At 68.6% G+C, this 15,447-nt stretch carries 20 protein-coding genes and 1 pseudogene; 13 read left to right on the forward strand and 8 right to left on the reverse strand.

The window, feature by feature from the left end; translation table 11 throughout:
* Nucleotides 1-20 precede the first annotated feature (20 nt).
* Nucleotides 21-1,571, forward strand: a complete 1,551-nt coding sequence (gene sucB, locus ACRAWB_RS18165; protein WP_431354636.1) for a 2-oxoglutarate dehydrogenase, E2 component, dihydrolipoamide succinyltransferase — start codon at nt 21-23, stop codon at nt 1,569-1,571.
* Between the two features lie 5 nt (nt 1,572-1,576).
* On the opposite strand, the gene ACRAWB_RS18170 is transcribed toward sucB, so the two are convergent.
* The 3 genes from ACRAWB_RS18170 to ACRAWB_RS18180 form a co-directional block, all read right to left on the reverse strand.
* Nucleotides 1,577-1,909 (reverse strand): hypothetical protein, encoded by a 333-nt coding sequence (locus ACRAWB_RS18170; protein ID WP_431354637.1) that lies wholly within the window; start codon nt 1,907-1,909, stop codon nt 1,577-1,579.
* 89 nt (nt 1,910-1,998) lie between these two features.
* The gene (locus ACRAWB_RS18175) at nt 1,999-2,142 is read right to left on the reverse strand and encodes a hypothetical protein (RefSeq protein WP_431354638.1); all 144 of its coding nucleotides are present in this window, start codon (nt 2,140-2,142) and stop codon (nt 1,999-2,001) included.
* Between the two features lie 261 nt (nt 2,143-2,403).
* Nucleotides 2,404-3,213 (reverse strand): hypothetical protein, encoded by an 810-nt coding sequence (locus ACRAWB_RS18180; protein ID WP_431354639.1) that lies wholly within the window; start codon nt 3,211-3,213, stop codon nt 2,404-2,406.
* 435 nt (nt 3,214-3,648) lie between these two features.
* Here ACRAWB_RS18180 and lipB point away from each other — a divergent pair.
* From lipB to ACRAWB_RS18195, 3 genes and pseudogenes are all read left to right on the forward strand, one after another.
* Nucleotides 3,649-4,134, forward strand: a pseudogene (gene lipB / locus ACRAWB_RS18185) (lipoyl(octanoyl) transferase LipB); the annotation flags it as partial.
* Nucleotides 4,131-5,120, forward strand: a complete 990-nt coding sequence (gene lipA, locus ACRAWB_RS18190) for a lipoyl synthase (protein WP_431354640.1) — start codon at nt 4,131-4,133, stop codon at nt 5,118-5,120. The pseudogene lipB and the gene lipA, both read left to right, overlap by 4 nt.
* Nucleotides 5,121-5,182: 62 nt before the next feature.
* The gene (locus tag ACRAWB_RS18195) at nt 5,183-5,878 is read left to right on the forward strand and encodes a DUF4191 domain-containing protein (RefSeq protein WP_363804663.1); all 696 of its coding nucleotides are present in this window, start codon (nt 5,183-5,185) and stop codon (nt 5,876-5,878) included.
* A 13-nt stretch (nt 5,879-5,891) separates the two neighbouring features.
* Here ACRAWB_RS18195 and ACRAWB_RS18200 read toward each other — a convergent pair whose 3' ends face one another.
* From ACRAWB_RS18200 to ACRAWB_RS18210, 3 genes are all read right to left on the reverse strand, one after another.
* Nucleotides 5,892-6,218 carry a hypothetical protein gene (locus ACRAWB_RS18200; RefSeq protein ID WP_431354641.1) on the reverse strand — a complete coding sequence of 109 codons (327 nt, stop codon included), beginning with the start codon at nt 6,216-6,218 and terminating at the stop codon, nt 5,892-5,894.
* Between the two features lie 313 nt (nt 6,219-6,531).
* Entirely contained in the window at nt 6,532-6,954 is a 423-nt protein-coding gene (locus ACRAWB_RS18205; RefSeq protein WP_431354642.1) for an RDD family protein, read from the reverse strand.
* Between the two features lie 51 nt (nt 6,955-7,005).
* Nucleotides 7,006-9,279, reverse strand: a complete 2,274-nt coding sequence (locus ACRAWB_RS18210) for a LuxR C-terminal-related transcriptional regulator (RefSeq protein WP_431354643.1) — start codon at nt 9,277-9,279, stop codon at nt 7,006-7,008.
* 200 nt (nt 9,280-9,479) lie between these two features.
* Here ACRAWB_RS18210 and glnA point away from each other — a divergent pair, with 200 nt between their 5' ends.
* Nucleotides 9,480-10,904 carry a type I glutamate--ammonia ligase gene (gene glnA / locus ACRAWB_RS18215; RefSeq protein WP_301215506.1) on the forward strand — a complete coding sequence of 475 codons (1,425 nt, stop codon included), beginning with the start codon at nt 9,480-9,482 and terminating at the stop codon, nt 10,902-10,904.
* 16 nt (nt 10,905-10,920) lie between these two features.
* Here glnA and ACRAWB_RS18220 read toward each other — a convergent pair whose 3' ends face one another.
* On the reverse strand, nt 10,921-12,033 hold the full coding sequence (locus ACRAWB_RS18220; protein ID WP_431354644.1) for a tyrosine-type recombinase/integrase: 1,113 nt from the start codon (nt 12,031-12,033) through the stop codon (nt 10,921-10,923).
* Complete coding sequence (locus ACRAWB_RS18225; RefSeq protein WP_431354645.1) at nt 12,026-12,541, reverse strand: helix-turn-helix domain-containing protein; 516 nt, start codon at nt 12,539-12,541, stop codon at nt 12,026-12,028. The genes ACRAWB_RS18220 and ACRAWB_RS18225 overlap by 8 nt, the downstream gene beginning before the upstream one ends.
* 98 nt (nt 12,542-12,639) lie before the next feature.
* Between ACRAWB_RS18225 and ACRAWB_RS18230 the strand changes: the two genes are divergently transcribed.
* The 8 genes from ACRAWB_RS18230 to ACRAWB_RS18265 are packed head-to-tail and all read left to right on the forward strand — an operon-like array spanning nt 12,640 to nt 15,438.
* Nucleotides 12,640-12,831: a helix-turn-helix transcriptional regulator gene (locus ACRAWB_RS18230; RefSeq protein WP_431354646.1), complete on the forward strand. Its 192-nt coding sequence runs from the start codon at nt 12,640-12,642 to the stop codon at nt 12,829-12,831.
* Nucleotides 12,832-13,047 carry a hypothetical protein gene (locus ACRAWB_RS18235; RefSeq protein ID WP_431354647.1) on the forward strand — a complete coding sequence of 72 codons (216 nt, stop codon included), beginning with the start codon at nt 12,832-12,834 and terminating at the stop codon, nt 13,045-13,047. It begins immediately after the preceding gene.
* A 22-nt stretch (nt 13,048-13,069) separates the two neighbouring features.
* Nucleotides 13,070-13,315 carry a hypothetical protein gene (locus ACRAWB_RS18240; protein WP_431354648.1) on the forward strand — a complete coding sequence of 82 codons (246 nt, stop codon included), beginning with the start codon at nt 13,070-13,072 and terminating at the stop codon, nt 13,313-13,315.
* A gap of 2 nt (nt 13,316-13,317) precedes the next feature.
* Entirely contained in the window at nt 13,318-13,824 is a 507-nt protein-coding gene (locus tag ACRAWB_RS18245) for a hypothetical protein (RefSeq protein ID WP_431354649.1), read from the forward strand.
* Entirely contained in the window at nt 13,821-14,030 is a 210-nt protein-coding gene (locus ACRAWB_RS18250; RefSeq protein WP_431354650.1) for a hypothetical protein, read from the forward strand. The genes ACRAWB_RS18245 and ACRAWB_RS18250 overlap by 4 nt, the downstream gene beginning before the upstream one ends.
* Nucleotides 14,027-14,974, forward strand: coding sequence for a hypothetical protein (locus ACRAWB_RS18255; protein ID WP_431354651.1), 948 nt, complete (start codon nt 14,027-14,029; stop codon nt 14,972-14,974). The genes ACRAWB_RS18250 and ACRAWB_RS18255 overlap by 4 nt, the downstream gene beginning before the upstream one ends.
* A complete protein-coding gene (locus tag ACRAWB_RS18260) occupies nt 14,967-15,293 on the forward strand; it encodes a hypothetical protein (protein WP_431354652.1) in 327 nt (108 codons plus the stop codon). The genes ACRAWB_RS18255 and ACRAWB_RS18260 overlap by 8 nt, the downstream gene beginning before the upstream one ends.
* Nucleotides 15,271-15,438, forward strand: coding sequence for a hypothetical protein (locus ACRAWB_RS18265; protein WP_431354653.1), 168 nt, complete (start codon nt 15,271-15,273; stop codon nt 15,436-15,438). The genes ACRAWB_RS18260 and ACRAWB_RS18265 overlap by 23 nt, the downstream gene beginning before the upstream one ends.
* Nucleotides 15,439-15,447: the final 9 nt, after the last annotated feature.

Genomic DNA, 15,447 nt, shown 5'->3' on the forward strand with positions numbered 1-15,447 from the left:
GGTTTGAAGGAGAAAAGCTCATGAGCGAATCCGTCAGCCTCCCAGCGCTCGGCGAGAGCGTCACGGAAGGCACGGTCACCCGCTGGCTGAAGAACGTTGGCGACCGTGTCGAGGTGGACGAGCCCCTGCTCGAAGTCTCGACCGACAAGGTCGACACCGAGATCCCGTCGCCGGTCGCCGGCGTCGTCGAGGCGATCCTGGTGCAGGAGGACGAGACGGTCGAGGTGGGCACCCCGCTCGTGACCATCGGTGACGGCTCCGGCGCAGGTGCCGAGGCCCCCGCCGCTCCGGCTGCCGAGGCCGCCCCGGCCGAGGCCGCGCCCGCCGAGGCCGCGCCCGCCGAGGCTGCGCCGGCTGAGGCCGCGCCTGCCGAGGCTGCGCCGCAGGCTGCTCCGACGCAGGAGGCCCCGCAGGCCGCTCCTGCTCAGGAGGCCCCGCAGGCCGCCCCGGCACAGGAGGCCCCCCAGGCCGCTCCCGCTCAGCAGGCCCCGGCCCAGCCTGCCGCTCCGGCGCAGGAGGCTCCGGCCCAGCAGGCCGCTCCCGCTCAGCAGGCCCCGGCCCAGCCCGCCGCTCCGGCTCCCGCCGCGCCGGCCCAGCCCGCCGCCCCGGCCCCCGCTGCTGCGGCTCCCGCCGCGGCCGCGCCGGCGTCGTCGGGTGGCGCGCATGCCGGCAACGCCGGGTACGTGACCCCGATCGTCCGGAAGCTCGCCAACGAGCAGGGCGTCGACCTGTCGACCGTCACCGGCACCGGTGTCGGCGGGCGCATCCGCAAGGAGGACATCCTCCAGGCCGCCGCTCCTGCCGCGTCCGAGTCCGCTGCTCCTGCTGCGGCCGCTCCGGCTCCCGAGGTCTCGCCGCTGCGCGGCACCACGCAGCCGATGTCGCGCCTGCGCAAGGTCGTCGCCGAGCGCGCCGTCGTCTCGATGCAGTCGACCGCGCAGCTGACCACCGTCGTGGAGGTGGACGTCACCAAGGTGGCCGCGTTCCGCGACCGCGTGAAGGGTGACTTCCTGGCGAAGACCGGCGTGAAGCTCTCGTTCCTGCCGTTCTTCACCCTGGCCGCTGCGGAGGCGCTGAAGACGTACCCCGTTATCAACGCCACGGTCGACGGCGACAGCATCGTCTACCCGGACCACGAGAACATCTCGATCGCCGTCGACACCGAGCGCGGCCTGCTCACCCCCGTGGTGCGCAACGCGTCGGAGCTCGACCTCGCCACCCTGGCGAAGGAGATCGCCGACCTCGCCGAGCGCACCCGCGACAACCGCCTCAAGCCCGACGAGCTCGCGGGCGGAACGTTCACGGTCACGAACACCGGTTCGCGTGGCGCGCTGTTCGACACCCCGCTGGTCTTCCTCCCGCAGGTCGCCATCCTCGGCACGGGCATCGTGACGAAGAAGCCGGTCGTGGTCTCGGCGGACGGTTCGGACTCGATCGCGATCCGCTCGACGGTGTACCTGGCCCTCTCGTACGACCACCGCATCGTGGACGGCGCCGACGCGGCCCGCTTCCTCGTCGCGGTCAAGAACCGTCTCGAGGGCGGCAACTTCGAGGGCAACCTCGGACTCTGATCCGCTCACGGGTACACCGCCCGCAGCCGCCAACCGGCCTCGCTCCTCACCAGCAGGAGCGAGGCCGGTTCGCTTTTCGGGGTGCGCGACACATCGGGTGCCGCGGCGACCAGCGCCGCGTCGCCCCAACGCTCGATGAGGCTCAGCGAGGCACCGGCGAAGTCGCGCTCGTCGGCCGCCCCGGTCCGCCTCAGCGCGTCGGACTCCTGGGCGACGAAGGCGGGCTCGGCATCGAGGACGCCTGCAAGGCAGGTCGGCGAGGGTTGCCGCGCCGTGAAGCAGGCGTGACGGGCTGCCAGGACGGCGGCTGCCGCCACCACAGGGTCTTCCGCGTCCATCCCGCCGGGTGCCGGCGACGCCGCCGCTGACGAGGCCGCTGAACCGCCCTGCGGTGCCAGGCCCGACCCGCTCGGCGCCGCAGCCGCATCTATCCGATCTGCCGCCGAACCGGTCGACGTAGCCGCACCCGTCGGACCGCCAGCAGCACCCGCCGACCCAGCAGCTGCACCCGCCGGCCCAGCAGCTGCACCTGTCGGCCCAGCAGCTGCACCTGTCGGCCCAGCAGCTGCACCGGCCGGCCCTGCGTCAGCGCCGCTCCGCGCGGCAGCCGCGCTGGAGGGCGTTGCCGGCGAATCGCCCGCTATCGCGCTCGATTCGTTCGGCCCGGCCGTCGCCCCGGCACTCTCCGCGGGCGCTGCCGGGAGGAGTGCGACGAGCGCAACCGCCGCCACCAGCGGAACCGCCCCGACCGCGACCACAGCCGGACGCCGACGCGCCCACGTGCCGAGCCGCCGGCCGACCGTGCGCACGGGCTCCCCGTCGAGGAACCTCATCACCGACACCACGGCGTCTCGCACCCCGCTCCGTCCAGCCGCCCCACGACGCATCGTCGCGCCCGCGACACCATCGCTCCCCCGCGATCGCAGGCTCCCTCGGTCCAGCAGGCTCCCCCGCGACCGCAGGCTCCCTCGGTCCAGCAGGCTCCCTCGGTCCACCAGGCTCCCCGCGCACGCGGGCCCACACGGTCCAGCAGGCTGCCGGGCTCAAGCAGGCCGACTGACCCCGGCAGCCGCACGGGCTCCGGCGCCACCGCCGCCAACACCGACGCCTCCACGTGCTCCCACGTCCCCTGCCGAAGCCCGCTCTCGACCGCGCCCAGAAGCGTCATCCCCGTACCGTCGGTCACACGGAGGCACACCGTCCGCGCGAGTTCGTAGTACGCCTCCGCATCCGCGACCGCCGTCTCCGGGTCGTACGGCACCACCTCATCCAAACCGTCGAGCGCCGGACAGCCGTCCGCGCCGAACACGATGTCGCTCGGACTCAGCCCCGGCCGAGCCCAGCCGGCGCGATGCAGCGCCGCAACACCATCGGCGACGCCGAGCAGGACAGTCGCCGCCTCACCGCCGCGAAGGCCATCACCCTGCGTCATCCGTCCCGAAAGGTCGCCGCCTTCGGGATACGGAAACAGCACGGCCTCCCAGTCGCGCCCGCGGACGCGGCGGTCACCGAGCCGCCGCACGACGCCGACCACGTGCTCCGACGCCGCGTTCTCGCGGGCCGCGGCATCCACCGGTTCCGGGCCCCGTCGCTCGCGCACGCGGAGCAGGCATCGCCGCCCCGACACCGCTCCGGTCACCATCACGCGCGCCTCGGCACCGCCACCCGGTGCAGGACAGGAGAGTTCGACCTCCCACCCTTCCGCCTTTGCGAGCTGCACAGCAGCGCGCAAAGCTTCGGACAGGTCGGCCGACGATGAACGGGAAGAGCGCGCGGTTCTGATCACGACTCCATCCCACTCGACCGCGCAACCGCCGACCCCCACCAGGCCCACATCCGTGGATAACCCGACCCGACCTCCGCCTGTGGACGACTCCCGCCGCATCCGCGCATAGACTGACCCCGTGACCACGTATGACGTCACGGGGCTAAGCGCCAACTCCGTGCCGTATCTCGAGGCCCTTCAGCAGCAGCGTGCCCTGCACGCCGCCGTCGTCGCAGGCCGGGCGCCAGACACCGTCATCCTCCTCGAGCACTCGCCGGTGTACACCGCCGGCAAGCGCACCGCACCGGACGAGCGTCCGACCGACGGAACCCCGTCGTCGACGTCGACCGCGGCGGCAAGATCACCTGGCACGGGCCGGGGCAGCTCGTGGGGTACCCGATCCTCCGTCTCCACGATCCCATCGACGTCGTCGGCTACGTCCGTGCGCTCGAGCGCGTCCTCATCGACGTGCTCGCCCGCGTCGGCGTGACCGGCGTGCAGGTCGAGGGCCGCTCTGGCGTGTGGATGCTCCCCGAGCACAATCCCGGAGCCACCCGCGACGAGAAGATCGCCGCCATCGGCATCCGCGTCGCGGAGGGCGTCACGATGCACGGCTTCGCGCTGAACTGCTCGAACAGCCTCGACGCCTACGACCGGATCGTCGCGTGCGGCATCCGCGACGCCGGGGTCACCACGATCTCGCGCGTCCTGGGCCGCACCGTCACCCCGCAGGACGTCGCGCCGCTGGTCCAGGACGCCTTCGACCTCGAGTTCACCCCCGCCGGGGCCGTCGCGTGAGCGCCGCACCCGAGGGGCGCCGGATGCTGCGCCTCGAGGTCCGCAACGCCCAGACGCCGATCGAGCGCAAGCCCGAGTGGATCAAGACCAAGGCGAAGATGGGGCCGGAGTACCGGCAGCTGCAGAGCCTGGTCAAGTCGGAGGAGCTGCACACCGTCTGCCAGGAGGCCGGCTGCCCGAACATCTACGAGTGCTGGGAGGACCGGGAGGCGACGTTCCTCATCGGCGGCTCCCAGTGCACGCGCCGCTGCGACTTCTGCCAGATCGACACCGGCAAGCCCGCCGACTTCGACCGCGACGAGCCGCGCCGCGTCGGCGAATCCGTCGAGCGGATGGGCCTGCGCTACGCCACGGTGACCGGCGTCGCCCGCGACGACCTGGAGGACGAGGGCTCGTGGCTGTACGCGGAGACGATCCGCGAGATCCACCGCCAGTCGCCCGGCACCGGGGTCGAGATCCTGGTGCCCGACTTCTCCGGCAACCAGCGGCACCTCGCCGAGGTGTTCTCCGCGCGCCCGGAGGTGTTCGCGCACAACGTGGAGACGGTCCCGCGCATCTTCAAGCGCATCCGGCCGGCGTTCCGCTACGAGCGCTCGCTCGACGTGCTGACCCAGGGACGCGACGCCGGCCTCATCACGAAGTCCAACCTCATCCTCGGGATGGGCGAGGAGCGGCACGAGATCAGCACCGCGCTCCAGGACCTTCACGATGCGGGGACGGATATCATCACGATCACGCAGTACCTGCGGCCCAGTCCGCGGCACCTGCCGGTCGCGCGGTGGGTGCATCCGGACGAGTTCGTGGAGCTCAAGGAGGAGGCCGAGCATATAGGGTTCCTCGGGGTCCTGGCCGGCCCGCTGGTGCGCTCGTCGTACCGCGCCGGGCGGCTGTGGGCGCAGTCGATGCAGGCGAAGGGGCGGCCGGTACCGGACCACCTGCGGCACCTGGCGGACGCCTCCCTCGGCTTCGCGCAGGCCGTCTCCTGAGAGGTCTCCCCCAGCAGCGAACGGGTCATCTGGAACACCGCCGAGCCGGTATCCTTGGAGCTATGGCAAAGGACAAGTCCACCAAGGAGCCCGGCCGTCTGAAGCAGATGTGGCAGGTCTTCCAGATGACCCGTCGCTACGACGACCGCGCGGTCCTCTACATCGTCCTCGGGGCTGTCCTGCCGATCATCCTCGGCGTGCTGCTCGCGGTCTTCCTGTCGGGCGGCAACATCTTCACGATGGTGCTCTGGATCCTCGCCGGCGTACTCGCGGGCGTCCTGATCGCGCTGATCATCCTCGGCCGCCGTGCCGAACGCGCGGCGTACTCGCAGATCGAGGGCCAGCCGGGCGCGGTCGGCGCCGTGCTAAGGTCATCGCTCAAGCGCAGCTGGCGCGGCTCCGAGATGCCGGTCGCGGTCAACGGCAAGACGCAGGATGCGGTCTACCGGGCGACCGGGCGCGGCGGTGTCGTACTGATCAGCGAGGGCCCGGCGACCCGCACCAAGCGCATGGTCGACGAGGAGCGCCGCAAGGTCAACCGCGTCCTCCCGAACGTCCCGGTCACGATCATCAGCGTCGGCCCCGACGCCGACTCGGTGCCGCTGCACAAGGTGCCGCGCACCCTCGCCAAGATCAAGCCGACCCTGACCAAGGCCGAGGTCCTGGCGATCAGCAACCGCCTCCAGTCGATGGAGAATCAGATGCCGATCCCGAAGGGCATCGACCCGATGAAGGTCCGCGCGCAGCGGGCCCGCTGAGCGGGGCGTTCGGCTAGGCCTGAAAGGGCGCGGCCGATGCTTCGACCGTCTGTCGGAGCATCCGGAAATGCCGCTCCCAGCCGGGCGTAGCTCCGCCCGCTGCGTGAAGGGTCGTCCGGACGGCAGCAAGCGCGCGTTCGAGCGCGTCCGCCTCCCTGCCTCCCTCGACGTCCATTTCGAACGTCAGTGTGTGCGCTCGCAAGTCGGCAGAGACGTCGGCATTCTGGAGGCCGTCGCAGTCGAAGAAGGCTTCGGCGACCGCGTCGAATAGGGACTCGAAATCCTTCGGGCCCGCGACGTCTGCCGCGACCACGACCTCGAGATGAAAAGCGTCGTTCATAGCCGGTCCTCCCCTTGCCAGCAGTCTAACCGTGTGAAGTATCGCCGAAGATTGAGCAGGTACGCCCGGTTCGGGGTGAGATGAACGGTCTTGAGGTGAAGGCCGCACGGGCACCGGCCTTTGTAGTATTTCCGGCCTTTGGAGAAGACCCAGCCCTGTCTCTCACAGCGCCGCATTGTGTCCTCAATGTGCTTGTCCGGATGCGGGCGCCTGCCTCCCATCGTTCCTCCCTGCTGTCCTGAGCCACGTCATCAGGCTAGGACGGAGAAGGAAGCGAGAACCGGGCAGAGCCCAAGCTGTGGATAACCTGCGCTCAGGCGCGGATGAGGATGGTTCCCGCGACCTTGTCGTGGAAGCCGCGCTGGTCGGAGTCCCAGACGAGCGCCGGGATCACGACGCACAGCAGCAGCGTGCGGACGATCGGGCGCCAGACGCCGACCCAACCACCGCGGATCGCGACGACGCGCATGCCGAAGATGCGGTGGCCGAGGCTGCCGCCGATGGTCGGGATGAAGACGATCTGCAGCAGCGCGAAGAGGCCGAGCGTCGCCCACTGGTCGTAGTGGAAGAACGCGAACGACAGGAACGACGCGATCGCCCAGTCCACGGCGATCGCCCCGATGCGTCGGCCCAGCCGGCCGACCGAGCGCGGGCCGGCCTCCGGCAGCCCGAGACGTTCCCCCGGATAGCGGCTGGGGGCGATGTCGCCGGGGCGGTTCGAAGGGTTCTGCGGCACCTGCCGAGTCTACTTGCGGACCAGGCGCAGCGTGGTCGCGCTGATCGCCGGTCAACCGTCCAGGAGGGCCAGCTGTCGTGATCGTGCCACGGCCTCGCTCCGGCTGGCGACGTCGAGCTTGCGGAAGATGGAGGACACCTGCGTTCTCACCGTGTTCTTCGACAGGAACAGCTCGGCGCCGATCTCGGCGTAGGTGAGATGCGTGGCCAGGAGGGGCAGCACCCGGAGCTCCGCTGCGGTCAACGAGGTGACGCCCGCGACGCCGATCTCGCTGAACGCGTCGACGTGCCGGCGCAGCTCCTCGACCTCGTCGAGCAGCGTACCCATCTCCGGTCGATGGCGGAGGATGTCGTCGATCTCTCCCAGGATCGTCCGCGCCCCGGCGACATCGTCGAGAGCGAGTTCGACGTGGCCGATCGCCAGCCGGCATTGGAGCGCCTGGTACGGCAACGCGTAGGTCAGGAGTCCCCGCAGGCGGAGCGCTGTCCGCAACTCTCGTCGGGCGCCCGCACTGTCCGCACCGTGGAGGAGAGTTCGCGAGCGCAGGGCTGCGACGAACGCAGCGGCGAACGAATCCTCGATGCCCGCGTCGCGGAGCTCGGCCCGTGCGCGGACGAGGAAGTCGTGGGCCTCGGTCCACTCACCCCGCGCGGCGGCGAGCAGCGATCTCTGGCAGAGCGTATTGGCGTAGACGTCAGCTGAACGCAGCCCGGGATCGCCGACCTCCGCCTCGGCGAAGTACCGGTCCGCGGTCGTGGAGTCGCCGGCGAGGGCACGTGCGACGCCCTGCAGCAGGGGAATCGTCCTCGGCATCTCGGCGGGCCCTTCCCACAGGGAGGCCGCCTCATCGGCATCCGCTCGCATCCGGGCGACCCCGTGACGACAGGTCATGGCCTGAGCGATCGAGGCCAGCGCGGCACTGTAGCCGTCGAACCGTGGACCTGCCGACTCCTGCTGCCAGCGGTCGATGGCCGTCGTCCACCGTTCCGCCTGAGCTGCCTGCCCGGTCGTGATCCCCAGAAGGGCCGCGTTCACGGCGTTCATCGCCCGTCGCTCGATTCCCGCGCGCTCGTCGAGCCAGGCGAACCACCGCTGGAGGGTGGCGATTCGGCCTCGACGGTAGAGCGGACCCCACAAGGACTCGAGGAGCCGGGCAGCCGTGTCCACGTCACCGGCCAGCATGGAGTACTCCATCGCTTCTTCCGGCTCGTCGTGCTCCACATGCCACGCGGCTGCGCGCCGCCGAAGGGTCGGAAGCAGGTTCGGTTCCGTGCGCTCGAGCTCTGCTCGAAGGAGATCACGGAACAGATGGTGGTACCGGAACCACTGGCCGCGGTGGTCGAGGGGCACCAGCAGCGAGTTCGACTCCGCCAGCACCGCGAGGCTCGCCGCAGCCCCAGGGACGTCGAGGACGGCCTCGCAGAGCGGTGCCGAGAATCGGTCCAGCGCTGCCGCGCGGGTCAGGAACAGGCGCTCGGCACGGGATGTACGTGAAAGGAACTCGGCCTCGACGTATTGGCTGAGATAGAGGTCGTCCCCGGTGAACTGCTCCGTGGAGCTGCCGGGAACACCACCCGCGCGCAGGGAGAGAGCCGCCAGATACAGGCCCACCGGCCAGCCCTCGGTTCGAACGTACAGGTCGTCCAATTGGGCCTCATCGACCGTGACCTCAGCGCGCCGCAGCAGCAACTCCGCTTCCTCCACGCTCATCGTCAGATGCGCCCGGCCGATCTCGACCAGGCGACCGTCGGCTCGCAGCCGGGGCACGCGGAGAGGCGGCGCGGTGCGGCCGACGAGCACGAGCTGCGAGCCGGGCGGGACGTGATCGGCGAGCGCCTGCACGGCCAACCGGCACTCGCTGTTCTGCAGCAGGTGGACATCGTCGAGCACCAGCACGGAAGGAGTGCGCATGGACGCGAAAGCGGCGCCCACCCGGAGCACCGCCGTACCCAGCACCGCGGAGCCCGGCGACGCGAGCGAATCGAACACCCGCTGCGGGACGGGTTCCACCTCCGCCAGAGCCCGAGCGACATAGGTGAGGAAGACCTTCGGGTCGTTGTCGTATTCGTCGACGGATACCCACGCGAACGGCCGGTCGTCCTGCCGCGCCCATTGCGCCACGAGTGTCGACTTGCCGTACCCGGCAGGAGCGACCACGGACACGATGGATCCGGCGTCCGCACGCAGGAGGCGCTTCACGAGGGATTCCCGCTCCACGACGCCGGCACGGAGCCGCGGCGGAAGCAGCTTCGACTGAATCAGGTCGAATTCCGCGTCCGGATCGCGCGCACCATTGGCCTGCACCTTGTCGCTCCCCCGCAACACTCGGTGAATCTCTGGCGCAATGCTGGCATAAATCTCGCCGAAGGAGCCCGGCCTGCGCTTTTCGGATCAGTACCCCTGTGGGGTGCGCGTAACATGCTCGAAACATAGGCGTGACCCCGGGGAAACGGCCTCCCCCTACGTTTGACCCGTGGGCTGCACGCGCAGTCCGGTCACCCGCAAAGCCATTGGGAGTCGTCCGCATGTTCCGTGATTCTTCCGAGGTGCTCAAGTTCATCAAGGACACCGACGTCAAGTTCCTTGATATCCGCTTCACCGACCTGCCCGGTGTGCAGCAGCACTTCAACATCCCCGCCTCGACCGTCGACGAGGAGTTCTTCTCCGTCGGCCAGCTGTTCGACGGCTCCTCGATCCGCGGCTTCGCGTCGATCCACGAGTCCGACATGCAGCTCATCCCGGATGTGTCGACCGCCTACATCGACCCGTTCCGTGCCGAGCGCACCCTGATCATGGTGTTCGACATCTACAACCCGCGGAACGGCGAGATCTACGCGAAGGACCCGCGTCAGGTCGCCAAGAAGGCGGAGAAGTACCTCGCGTCGACCGGCATCGCCGACACCGCGTACTTCGCCCCGGAGGCGGAGTTCTACATCTTCGACGACGTCCGCTACGAGGTGAAGCAGAACTCGAGCTTCTACTCCGTCGACTCCGAAGAGGGCGCCTGGAACTCGGGCCGCGTCGAAGAGGGCGGCAACCTCGCCAACAAGACCCCCTACAAGGGCGGCTACTTCCCCGTCAGCCCGGTCGACAAGCAGGCCGACCTGCGCGACGACATCTCGCTGAAGCTCATCGACGCCGGCCTCATCCTCGAGCGCGCTCACCACGAGGTGGGCACCGGCGGCCAGGCGGAGATCAACTACCGCTTCGACACGATGGTCCACGCGGCGGACGACATCCTCAAGTTCAAGTACATCGTGAAGAACACCGCCAACGAGTGGGGCAAGACGGCGACCTTCATGCCGAAGCCGCTGTTCGGCGACAACGGCTCGGGCATGCACACGCACCAGTCGCTGTGGAACGACGGCAAGCCGCTGTTCTACGACGAGGCCGGCTACGGCGGCCTGTCCGACATCGCGCGCTGGTACATCGGCGGCCTGCTCAAGCACGCCCCGGCTGTCCTCGCATTCACGAACCCGACGGTGAACTCCTTCCACCGCCTGGTCCCCGGCTTCGAGGCCCCGGTCAACCTGGTCTACTCGGCCGGCAACCGGTCGGCGTCGATCCGCATCCCGATCACGGGCTCCAACCCGAAGGCGAAGCGCATCGAGTTCCGCGCGCCCGACGCGTCGGGCAACCCGTACCTCGCGTTCGCCGCCCAGCTGATGGCGGGCCTCGACGGCATCAAGAACCGCATCGAGCCGCACGAGCCGGTCGACAAGGACCTGTACGAGCTCCCGCCGGAGGAGGCGAAGAACATCCCCCAGGTGCCGGCGTCGCTCGGCGAAGCACTCGACGCGCTCGAGGCCGACCACGACTTCCTCACCGCGGGCGGCGTGTTCACCCCGGAGCTCATCGAGACCTGGATCGAGTACAAGCGCGAGAAGGAGATCAAGCCCCTCGCGCAGCGTCCGCACCCGTTCGAGTACGAGCTGTACTACGGGGTGTGACCTGAATCCCAGTGATTCATTGGGCTGACGCCTCGTCAGTCCGCAACGAGTCCGCACGAGTTGCAGGACGGTCCGCGAAAGCGACCGACACCGCGGCCCGTGCGGACTCGTCTTTGTCCGGCCAGAGGTGGCCATACGTGTCGAGCGTGGTCGTCGCGGAAGCGTGCCGGAGTCGCGCCTGAACGGTCTTGATGTCGAGGCCGGCCGCGATCAGGAGCGACGCGTAGTAGTGCCGCAGGTCGTGGATGCGGAACCCGTCCGGCAGTCCGTCGACGGTGGCGCGCGCCAGGCGGAAGGCTTCCTCGATCGTGTACGGGGCGACCGGGCGACCGAAGGCGCCGACGACGAGCGTGCTACTCCCCCACTGCGCCGGGATCCGATTGAGCTCGAGCGCGACCTCGTGAGGGATCGGGATCGGCGTCTTGCTCATGTCCGTTTTCAGTGGCTCGGCCGGGTACTGGATCGCCGGCGAGATGATGCCGCGCATGAAGTCGACGTCGCTGACGCGCAGCACGGCGATCTCCGCGACCCGCAGGCCGGCGAACGCACCCAGGAGCACCACTGGGCGGAAGTGGTCAGGGAGCGCGTCTTGCAGCGCCCACACCTGCGCCGTGGTGGCCACGTAGGGACGCTGCTTGGCGGCGCCTGGCGAAGTCCTACGGCTCACGGGAGAGCGCGGCACGATGCCGTCGTGCACGGCGTCTGTGTACAGCTGGGAGAGGCGCCTGTGGAGGGCGTAGACGGTGGAGTCGGCGAGACCTTCGGCCTTGAGCTCGGCCATCCAGTTCTTCACCTCGGATGGGCGGATGCTGCTCATGGTGCTATCGCCGAACTTCGCGCGGATCCTCGCGATGTGGGTGCGCGCGCTCTTGACCGTCGAGCTCCGGTTGGTACCGTAGCCCTGCAGCCACGTGTCGCACCAGGCGCCCATGGTCATCTTTGCGGTCTTCGGGCTGACATAGGTGCCTGTCATCACCGACGTCGTGACGCTGTCGAGCCAGTGTTGCGCGCTGTTCTCGGGGTCGCGCGGGTTGTCCTTGTACTTGAAGTGGCGCGCGTGCTCCTTGCCTGCGGCGTCCCGGTAGCGGGCCCGCCACATGCCGTTGTCGCGGCGCTTGATGCTAGCCACGATTGCCCATGAGGTGGTGCGTGGACAGATGCTTGAGGTCGCCGTCTGGGCGATCGGCGTAGTGCAGCTCGATGATGCGGGGCTGCTTGGACTCGTAGTCGGCCTGCACATAGAGCCAGCCCGGCAGCGACCTGGCCTGGAAGTTCCGCTCGCTGTCGCCGGCGAGCGATTCCTGCGTAAGCGCCCACTCCCACAAGAGGCCGACGCTGCCCTTGCCTCCAGAGACGTCGACCACGTCGTCCGGTTCACCGGTCGGCAGCATGAGCGTCAGCGGGCTGACGTCGAGCACCTGCGCCAGCACCATGAGGTCGTCGACGTCGACCCGGCGATCGCCGTTCTCGATCTTGCTGAGGCCCGAAAAGCTGAGCCGGCGGCCGCGGTCCGCAGTTGCCGTCTCTATGTCCTTGAGGCTCAGCTGCTTGCTCTTTCGGATGCGCGCGAGGTTGCTCGCCACGGTCCTACCGGTTGCGTCGATGTCGTGTCCGCGCTGTCGCTGCTCATTCACCATATAAGCAAACCTAGCCCCCATACTTGACAACATGCAACAAGCAGTGTTGTACTTTCTTCAACGGTGATCAACTCGCCGTAGTAGAAAAGGAGGTCCGAATGGAAGCGGTGATTACCCTCCTCACGCTCGCCGAGACGGCGGAGCGCCTGAGGAAGTCGGAGGCGCAGCTGCGCTGGATGATCCACAAGAAGACGGCCCCGAAGTCAGCGATCATTGGCGGCCGCCGGATGTTTCGCCTGGCGGACGTCAACACGTGGATCGATGCGCAGTTCGAGAAGGAGAGCGCCTAGATGGCCGCGAAGGGTGACGCCAGGCTCATCTTCGAGCTCGGCGAGTACACGCGGTTCGTCGCCCACGTGCCGCTGCGAGGCGAGGTGACTGCAGCGAAAGCTATCGAACTGCTGACGCCCGCCGCCGATGCTTTGCGTGTGTCGCTACAGCGCAGCGCAGCCCGAGAAGCCCTGAACAAAGAGGATGCCGCCGGTGTCGAGGCCGGCGGCATCTGATCCCCCGAAGGAGTTCCAAGCAATGCAAACGATACCCCAAAGCGGCACGCTCGAGCAGGAGCACGACGCGGACCAGGAGCCGAACGAACTGCACTACATCCTGCGCTCCCGAATCGATCAGGCACGGCTGCAGCGGACGTCAGCGCGAGCACTGTGCGGTGAGGTCCTGGACGACGTCGACCCGCGGTCCCAAGGCGGAGGGGACGGCGTGAAGCGCTCGCTCTGCATCAGCTGCGAGTGGATCTACGACCATCTGCCGGAGGGCTGAGCATGGTCGACGCGCGGATCCCAGAGCGCTTCCTGATCGACAGGAGGCTGCTCACTCAGTCGGACAAGGTGTTCCGCGCCTGGGTGACAGCGTTGCTGTTCTCGGTCGCCAACCGTACCGACGGAGTGATCAAGCGCGGCGACATTCCCCTGATGCCGTTCTTCGACAAGACGGCGCCGGCTGCCCTGGTCGCGGCTGGCCTGTGGGAGGCGAACGAGTCCGGATGGTTGATCACCGACTTTCGCGCAACGCAGACCAGCCGCGACGAGCTCGAGGTCCTGGAGAACGCGCGACGTCGGGAGCGCGAGAAGAAGCAGAGGCAGCGGGCGGCTAAGGAAGCTGGCGGTCCTCAATTCCGGGATGTCCCCGGGGATGTCCCGGGGGACGCGTCCCGGGGACAGGACAGGCAGGAAGGAAGGACAGGCTCTATGGGCGCTGATGAAGCTGACGAACGGGTGACTGAGTGGCCAACGGCACAGCCCGGGCAAGGGATGAGGGCAGTGAGTTGACCGGTGACGACCTGGTGGAGGAGAACGCTCAGCTGCGCGCTGAGGTGAAGAAGTGGCGCGACATGGCCCGAAAGCACGAGGGCCAGTGGAAGCGCCTGAGGCGCGGAATCAGCCGCCTCGCTGAAGAACTCGACGTCTCGCTCGAGGCGATCGACCAAATGTTGGAAGTCAGAGGCACTGGCTCCAGGGAAGGAAAACGCCCATGACGACGATCGAGAACGAGGGGCCGCTGCCGGCACTGTTCTCCGGGGATCTCGCCCAGCTGAACACCGATTCGCTGTTCCATGAGGTCGCAGCCACCGTGGACGGGTACGGCGAACTAGTGGCTACGTATGAGCGGATCCAGGGCTCCTCCGCGTTCAAGACGAAGGCCCAGGAGTCGGTGCCTTTCGGCCAGGAGATCGCGATCGCGGCCGAGCGCGTTTTGGACGGCGGCGGCGTCGTGAAGGAAGCGCAGCGAATCCAAAACGCTGCCGTCGAGCGCGAGCTGCAGGAGATCGCTGCGAAGGTGGAGAACGCGGCGCTCACCACCTTCGCAAGTCGCTCGAACTTCTGGGTGTGGGAGGCCAAGCCGGCTATAGCCGAGGCGCTCGAGGAGCGGCTGCAGGAGCTCTACTCCCGCGCCAGGCAACTTGCTCGCGGTCCCCTGCGCGGCGTGTACCAGCCCGAGGAAGCGATGAAGGACCCGTCGATCATCCCGGCCTTCGTGGAGCTCGGAACTCTGTCCCACCGGTTCGGTGCGATCCTGCGGACCACCGAAGCGCTGTTCGCGGACATGATCACCGAGCGCAGCGCCGTCAACCAGGGAGATCCGTGGCGGTGGCCGCTGTCGCATCTCGTCCGTGACTACGAGAAGGCGTGGCCCCACTTCTATCTGCGACTACAGCTGGATGTCACCGATGGGGGCACCACCATCTACGGAAGCGTTCCGCACGAGCTGCCCGCGTGGCGCGAGGCCGAGCTTAAGGGGCCCGGCAACGTGCTGCGGTTCCTGGCGGAGCGGGATGTCGAACTCTGGGTGCCGAAGAGCAACGGGGAACTGTCCGCACATCGGCGGGCGATCGATGAGCTCAGCGAGAAGCGTCGCGAAGAGCACAACAGGCGAGCCATCGACGAATGGCGCGGAAAGGCGACGGTGATCCATGGCTGAGTCAGCGAACGAGATCCGTGAGGCGCTGCTGCAGCGCGATGCCGAGGCGAAGGCCAAGCACGCTGCGCTTGTGGCGCGGCAGACGCATCCGACGAGAGTGAGCCCGCGCGAGCACCGCCAGCGGCTCAAGGATGCCACGGACGAGCGCATGCTGCGCCTGTCTGGCGCCGATCTTGCTGCACAGCAGAGGCAACAGGATCGCGAGGCGCAGCTGCGAGCGGAGGGCGCCCAACAGGAGCGTGAGCGCGCCGAGGCGGAGCGCAGGCAGCAAGCAACCAATGAGGAGGTGAACAAGAATGGCAACGAAGAAGAGCTCTAACAAGGGCGGCCAGTCGAAGGTCCCGGTCGGCACCGAACAGGGCGTCAACGACAGGACGCCGGCCGAGGTGCAGCAGAGTGTCGATCGCCAGCGATACGACCAGCAGTTCGGCGCGGGCGCGTACGACCGGATGCGGCGAGGTTAGCCCGCGATG

Source organism: Leifsonia poae (assembly GCF_050632865.1).
Taxonomy (GTDB): domain Bacteria; phylum Actinomycetota; class Actinomycetes; order Actinomycetales; family Microbacteriaceae; genus Leifsonia; species Leifsonia poae_B.